The following is a 7,190-nucleotide window of genomic DNA, read 5'->3' on the forward strand; positions in this document are numbered from 1 at the left end:
GATCTTTTCTAAGGTGAATTAAAGTTTTGGAATTTATACTTAGGTAAAAATAGGGGAGGTAATTAATGATGTTGGAAAAACTAAAAAGTCTAAACAAGAAGTGGTACCTATTACTAGCTTTGATCATACTTTTAGGAGGGGGCGGTGGAATAGCAGCAAAATTTTACTCTAGACAGCAGCAACAAATGAATATGCAAGCAAATGTCGCAGCGCAGATGGCAAGGTCCGTGGAGCAAGATTTAGTGGTTTTGGATAATTCCTCAACGTTAAAGTTGTCACCGGAGCAAGCCAAAGCAATACTGCCTCTGATTGAAAAAATGCCTGCTGCTACTACAACTAGTTCGCCGTCAATCAATGATCTTGTAAAACAGGTTTATGAAATTCTTACGCCTGTCCAATATCAGACATTAACAGACTATGGCAAGTCTGTAACAAAAAACATTGACAAGGAACGTCAAGATGGCGAAGAGGGTAATCAACGAGGGGAACGCCGTGAGTTCCAAAAAGCAGAACATAACACCAAAGGCATCGCTGATCCCAAAACTGACGCCATTCAAGATATAGTTATCAAAATGTTAAAGGAACGCAGTGTCGAAACTATTAAAAATCAGGTTTCCTAGGCTCAATCGAGGAATAGATCTTGGTATTTGAGTGACAAGGTTTATTTTTTTGATGGTACGGTTTTGATTAAAAGAATGGGTTGAAGCAAAGGTTTGATGAAATCCTAGAGACGATAAACAGCAGGATTTACTGCTTTAAGAGTTCGATGAAGAAACATTTAATGCGTTGGTTGAGAAGAAAATTCTCACACCAGCGCTTTTGTTTTTGAGGCAATACTTGCTTTTTAATTGGATGAGTGAACTCGTTCTGCTAAATCTGAACATCGAGACTTCGTTGGGGATTCTAATCCCACCGAAGCAGAGCGTTGAAAGTGGAATCTTAATTATTCAGTTAAACGCATGGTGTTTTCAACATAGGACTTAAAATATGTTGCGGCAGGCGACATATACCCATTTGTTCGCCAAACCATTTGAATGACTATTAAACAATGAGGTTCACGGACGCGAATAACTGAAATCTTCTGCATATCAAGTCCTGGCATGAATGGGATGAGTGCAACGCCAAACTTTGCTCCAACAAGTCCTGCAACGGTCCGTTCTTCAAAAGCTTCGAAGGACATTTTCGGATGAAACCCAGCATTATGGCAAAGCCCTTCAATTACATCATGAAGTGCAGATTCAGGTCTATAAAGAATAAATGGATCATCGGCTACCTCACATAAATCAACTTGTTCCGTGCCAGCAAGCCTGTGCTCTTTATGAACAATTAGAAATAGCTCTAGGTTCATGATGGGTAAAGTACTTAGATTTTCAATGGATTCTTGCGGCGAGCAGAAGCCAACATCAATTTCCGCAGACTCTATCTGGCTCACAATTATCTTTGTGGTATCTTGAATTAACTGAAATCGAATTTCGGGTGTCTCTTTTTGAAATTTACCCATCAAATCAGGTATAAAACTTGAGCCGAGTGGCTGAATAAACGCAAGTGCGATGGTTCCATGAAAAGGATCGACCATATTGTTAATTTCTTGCTTTGCTTCGGCTATTTCCGACAGAGCTTGATTGACATGCTTTAGAAAAAGTTCCCCGTAACGGTTTAAGACCACACCCCGGCTTTTTCGTTCGAACAAGGGAACTCCTAGCTCCTCTTCAAGTCGTAAGATCGACCGACTCAGTGCAGATTGCGAAAGAGCTAATTCGTCGGCAGTCTTTGTAAAGTTATTGATACTAGCCAATGTCTGAAAATATTTAAGTTGATGCCAATCCATATTTAAGCCCCCTAATGCATAATTTATATTACAATTATGCATCAATATCATGCAAAAGACAATTAGATGTGCATGGCTTGCGGTGATATAATGAGAAAGTGTTGTTTCAAAATTAATAAAGGAAGTGTTTCTGCTTGCACAAAGAAAAGTTATGGACTAAGGACTTTATTAGCATTACCGTTATCAGTTTTTTTATTTTTCTCGTCTTTTATATATTACTGACAGCTCTACCTTTGTATTTAGTAGGTACACTCCATGCAGGCACTGATAAAGTAGGTTTGGTGGTTACACTTTTTTTAGTGGCAGCTATTATTATTCGGCCTTTTGCGGGGCAGTGGGTGGGCAAAGGTTCTCAGAAAAAAATTCTTATTTACTCGGCCATTGCGTTTTTAATTGCGACGATGCTTTATCCATTTGCAACTAATATTTGGGAATTACTCCTTCTGCGTGTTTTCCATGGCATAACGTTTGGTATTATCACAACAGTGAAAGGAACGATTTGTGCTGAACTTATTCCGGCTTCAAGACGCGGAGAAGGATTGAGCTATTTCTCAATGGCTATGAGCCTAGCTATGGTGTTTGGTCCATTTATTGGCCTTAGCCTTGCGAATATGAATGCTTACAATACCGCTTTCGTCATTTGTATGATTATTTCAGCGGTAAATATCGTTCTTGCTCTGCTCATGAGAGTTCCTCAAGGTGCGGAGGTGATTATTCATTCAGAGAAACGTGGATTTTCCTGGAATGACCTATTTGACAAAAAAGCTGCACCGTTTGCCTTTGCCACATTTATTTTAGCGTGTGCCTATTCAGGTATTTCAGCCTTTTTACCTTTGTACGCAAAAAGTTTAGGTTTAGTAACAGCAGCCAGTTATTTCTTCCTTGTATATGCAGTATTTATTCTGATTTCCCGCCCATTTTCGGGACGCTGGTCTGATAAATGGGGCACAAAAATTATTATTTATCCTTGCTTAATTCTTTTTGCAGTTGGAATGTTCCTATTAAGCCAAGCCCACTCGAGTGGCTATATTTTGATGGCTGGAGCTATTATTGGTATCGGTTATGGTTCAGTAACACCAATATTTCAAACACAAATCATTAGTTCGGTGGAGCCGCAACGGGTAGGAATTGCTAACTCTTTATTCTTTAATTCGATGGATGCTGGGATGGCAATTGGTGCGTATTCTTTAGGAATCGTAGCGGGTGTTACAGGCTATCCTAGCGTTTATGAGGTGGGAGTTGTGTTGATTATTGTTGCTGGCCTTCTATATTTTGCTCTAACACAAAAGAGAAAAACTAAAGCGAGCGAGTTAAGTTTGTCGTGACTCTTCTTTGCTTATGGTGGTTTTCTGTCATTTATCTATTTGTTTGGATACAAGCATAAAAAGTTGCCGTAATTCAAACGACAGCTTAATAAAAGGGGAAGTTAGGTATTCTTAGATGTTATGTACAAGAATTCTAGTTGCTTATGATGGGTCGGACTTGGCAAAAAAATCATTGGAAAAGGCCCTTGAAATTGCTAAGATAAACCCTTCAATTGAGATCCACATTTTACACGTTATGGCTATTCCAGCTCAGGAGGTAATCATAACAGATGCATATCAGAAAATGCATGATGATTTAAGCCAATACGGTCTGAAGATTCTTAGCTATGCTCAATCAGTACTGAGGTCCATACCAAACAAGATTCAATGTTCTCAAGAAGAAGGGTCACCCGCTCATGTATTATTGGATTATATCAAAAAAAACAACTGCGACCTGATTATTATGGGTAGCAGAGGACTGAGCGGATTTAAGGAATTTCTGGGGAGCGTCAGTCATACAGTTGTTCAACAATCTCCAGTTCCTGTACTACTTGTAAAGTAGTACAGGATGTTATTGATGGCAATGTTTTTGCGCTCTAATTTTTGACCAAGGGAATAACATTTGCCCTTTTGGGTTCGTTATAAATTGGGCATTGCCCCGTTAGCAAATTTAGGTCAATCATTACTTAACCTCCGATTCTGCCTGCACAAGGAAGTTATATTCGCATTCCCGTATTCTCAAAAAATTACTTATAATGATTAAAATTTAATTTATTGAAGTTACTACCTAATAGTTCGACTTGGAGATAGTGATCTATCTCCAGCCTCTAACTTGAACAATGGGGCTGGCTCAGTGTTAATGACATCCGCAAACTTAAAATATGCCGGCTATACCAAACGGCACATTTATACCCAGCCCTTAAATATTGGCGAGGCAGGTACAATCCAACAGGATGTTCAAACCAAGGCGATGGTGGAAGCAATTTATGCAATGATCACTAATTAAGCAAAGTAAGTCATTTAGTGTACTAGGTCATCACGGTCAACTGTATCAGGAACCTTTTCTAACCAGCCGTATTCCAACATTAATTCTGCTCCATTTTTAGCCAAGAAAAGAACATCAGTGACTAAGTCACGAAAAGTTGATATTAAATCTGCTCTAGCAGTATTTGTGGATGCAATCCCGTATTCAGTTATAATATAGGCTATAACCGCTGTAGAATGGGTTAAAATTAATCTGTCACTGGCTGAAGACTCTTTCGTTTCGGACACCATAATCTTCGTCATTGTTGGCGCAGTAAGGTTCTCAGTCGATAAAAAGGCAGTAAGAACTTTTATATGCTTTCTAGCAGTTTCAATGGCTTTTAATAGATATTTTTTAATTTTTTCTGATTTGACGATTTGACTATACCCAACATTTAAAGTCTCAATTAATTGTTTGGTTTCTATTATGGAATAAAGATGGCCGATTTCTAGGGCAGTGAGGGGTCTTTTTTTTCCGAAAATATTAGTTCCAAAATAATCTTTATTATGAACGTAGTCCACTCTATCGGGAACTTGAATAATGGGTGGTTTATCTAAAATACCTTTTGTTAAGAGTACATCTGTAGCTTTTTGATGAATTTCGGTAGACGTATTCATACATTCAATAAAAAATTTACGAAAATCCGAACGTGTTGATGCTGTCAAAGCATTACAATAGTAATACAAAACAAATTTGTGCATTAATTTTGTATATTGGAGTGTGAATGATTCCGAGAATAGCTCTTTTGCATTGACATCTACATCTTTTTCGCCAAAAGCATTTGGTATCGGATGATTCATTGAACGAAAAATATCTTCCATAGATGTTACCCGTTGGGTGGAAACATTTAGAGCACGTTGTAAAACGGTTCGAATATCTGGGTCTTTAGATTTTGAAACATAATCTTTCAAAAAACAAACTGACATACACTCTGCTAAATATCCAGACCAAAGATAGCCGATTTCGGCAGAGGTTGGCAGGATATTAGAAACGTAGTGATGGACAGCTTCAATAGGAACTTGTTCGGATTGTTCTTGATTAAATTGTTGCACATCCATTTTTAAAGTCACCTCTTTATTTATTTTTAATTAGACGCTTTCTCTAGATTTTCCTCTATAATAGTAATTATTCAATTATTTGTATGGAATAGCTAACGTTTCATAGGGGTGTTCTACTCCGCGCAACGCAGCGAAACGGACTACAAAGGCAGCCTGAAACAATACGTCGACTCCCAGGTAGCTAAAGCAATCCAGATCGAAGATCCCCGGAGCCTTTTATCTCTAAGAACGTACTTCCGTCGCCAGCAAGGTGAACTCCTACGGATTAGGAATTGTGGTGGCGTGTTGTTCGTCGTTATCTGACGGAAATATCGTTGGATCAGATAATGATACTATGGCCTGTGCAGAAACTAAACCATAAACAATATGGTTCCAAATAGCAGAGTAAAATGTCTTTGTCAGCCGAAACTTTTTCACTACACCAAATTTTTGCCCACATATAAGGCAACCGAGAGAAAGAATTGATATAAACGAGCCCTTAACCAGATGATGATCTTTCCCTGTCTTTTTTAAAATATATGTTAATAGAATCCCCCAAATTGAACCTATACCTAAATGTGCTAGTTCACCTAGAATAAAATTCTTCCTTTGTTTTGTCCTAAAAGGAGTAACAAATAACCCACCAGCTATATATCCATATAAAGTTTCTGTTTTTCCTGCCTTAAATATTAATAAATTAGATATATCCATAAAGACTGCTCCTATTAAGCCTCCAAGTAGTCCGATACTAATTGTATCCTTCATTCTGCTAAATCTTGGGTAAATAAGTGATTTCATTAAAAGTTTTAATATCAATTCTTTATACCCCCCTTTTCCTATATTTCTTCTATATTGTCCATAAATAGCGGTTTATATTGAAAAATATCTCATAGACAATAAACGGCAGGGATTCGCTGCTTAAAGAATTCGATAATGGAAAAAATCAAAATGCGTTGGTTGAAAAGATAGAAATTAACAACCAACGTATTTTGATTTTTTCTAAGAGTTTATAATCGGTATGTGCATCCCTATCTAAATATTCGATCTTATGGAGTGCTATAATCAAGTCTAGCACTATCCATGCTCAAGGTTTTGAATATTTTTCCTTATACACCCACCCAAACTGAATAATTAATACGTATTACTTAACATGACCCATAATTTTGAAGGGGAGGTAAAATTAATGTCAAAACTACTAAGGAAAATATCGTTAGTTAGTGTTTTAGCTGTAGGAAGTTTAGTTGCTGGGGGTATGCTGTCAAATGTTCCAGTAGCAAATGCTGCTTCCATGCAAGCTAATCAAAAGCCTGGTCTGCGACTTGGGCAACAGGATCAAAAGCCCGGTCTGCGACTTGGACAACAGGATCAGAAGCCCGGTCTGCGACTTGGGCAACAGGATCAAAAGCCTGGACAGCGACGTGGGCAACAGGTGCAACAATATGAACTGTCCGTACCAGATGATCTTACTGCTACCGTTGAAAGTTCCGGTGAAATAAACCTAGCCTGGGATTCAGTTAGTGATGCAACATCCTATTATATTTACAGAGCAACTTCTTCTTCTGGAACTTACAGCAAAGTTGATACCGTTACAACCACAAATTATACCGATAATGATTTGTCCGATGATACAACTTACTATTATAAAGTAAAGGCTGTTAATAGTTCTGGAACAAGTGACTACTCATCTGTAGTTCAAGCAACAACTTCTGATGTGTCTTATGAACTGTCCGTACCAGATGATCTTACTGCTACCGTTGAAAGTTCCGGTGAAATAAACCTAGCCTGGGATTCAGTTAGTGATGCAACATCGTATTATATTTACAGAGCAACTTCTTCTTACGGAACTTACAGCAAAGTTGATACCGTTACAACCACTAATTATACCGATAATGATTTGTCCGATGATACAACTTACTATTATAAAGTAAAGGCTGTTAATAGTTCTGGAACAAGTGATTACTCATCTGTGGTTCATGCAACGACTTCTGATGTGTCTA

At 38.0% G+C, this 7,190-nt stretch carries 8 protein-coding genes; 5 read left to right on the forward strand and 3 right to left on the reverse strand.

Annotated elements, in window-relative coordinates; genetic code table 11:
• Window positions 1-65 precede the first annotated feature (65 nt).
• A complete protein-coding gene (locus DSBG_RS20985) occupies window positions 66-620 on the forward strand; it encodes a hypothetical protein (protein WP_242877792.1) in 555 nt (184 codons plus the stop codon).
• Between the two features lie 323 nt (window positions 621-943).
• Here DSBG_RS20985 and DSBG_RS20990 read toward each other — a convergent pair whose 3' ends face one another.
• Complete coding sequence (locus tag DSBG_RS20990) at window positions 944-1,828, reverse strand: LysR family transcriptional regulator (RefSeq protein ID WP_068966877.1); 885 nt, start codon at window positions 1,826-1,828, stop codon at window positions 944-946.
• A 134-nt stretch (window positions 1,829-1,962) separates the two neighbouring features.
• On the opposite strand from DSBG_RS20990, the gene DSBG_RS20995 reads away from it, so the two are divergent.
• From DSBG_RS20995 to DSBG_RS23335, 3 genes are all read left to right on the forward strand, one after another.
• On the forward strand, window positions 1,963-3,153 hold the full coding sequence (locus tag DSBG_RS20995; RefSeq protein WP_068966879.1) for an MFS transporter: 1,191 nt from the start codon (window positions 1,963-1,965) through the stop codon (window positions 3,151-3,153).
• 115 nt (window positions 3,154-3,268) lie between these two features.
• Window positions 3,269-3,694 carry a universal stress protein gene (locus tag DSBG_RS21000; RefSeq protein ID WP_068966881.1) on the forward strand — a complete coding sequence of 142 codons (426 nt, stop codon included), beginning with the start codon at window positions 3,269-3,271 and terminating at the stop codon, window positions 3,692-3,694.
• Between the two features lie 291 nt (window positions 3,695-3,985).
• Entirely contained in the window at window positions 3,986-4,138 is a 153-nt protein-coding gene (locus DSBG_RS23335; protein WP_176716347.1) for a hypothetical protein, read from the forward strand.
• Between the two features lie 14 nt (window positions 4,139-4,152).
• Here DSBG_RS23335 and DSBG_RS21005 read toward each other — a convergent pair whose 3' ends face one another.
• Window positions 4,153-5,214: a DUF3231 family protein gene (locus DSBG_RS21005; RefSeq protein WP_068966883.1), complete on the reverse strand. Its 1,062-nt coding sequence runs from the start codon at window positions 5,212-5,214 to the stop codon at window positions 4,153-4,155.
• A gap of 258 nt (window positions 5,215-5,472) precedes the next feature.
• Window positions 5,473-6,009: a hypothetical protein gene (locus DSBG_RS21010; protein ID WP_242877793.1), complete on the reverse strand. Its 537-nt coding sequence runs from the start codon at window positions 6,007-6,009 to the stop codon at window positions 5,473-5,475.
• Window positions 6,010-6,376: 367 nt separating this feature from the next.
• Here DSBG_RS21010 and DSBG_RS21015 point away from each other — a divergent pair.
• A partial coding sequence (locus DSBG_RS21015; protein ID WP_068966886.1) for a fibronectin type III domain-containing protein occupies window positions 6,377-7,190 on the forward strand: 814 nt, incomplete at its 3' end.

The sequence above is a fragment of the Desulfosporosinus cupriresistens genome (genome assembly GCF_001707885.1).
GTDB lineage: Bacteria > Bacillota > Desulfitobacteriia > Desulfitobacteriales > Desulfitobacteriaceae > Desulfosporosinus.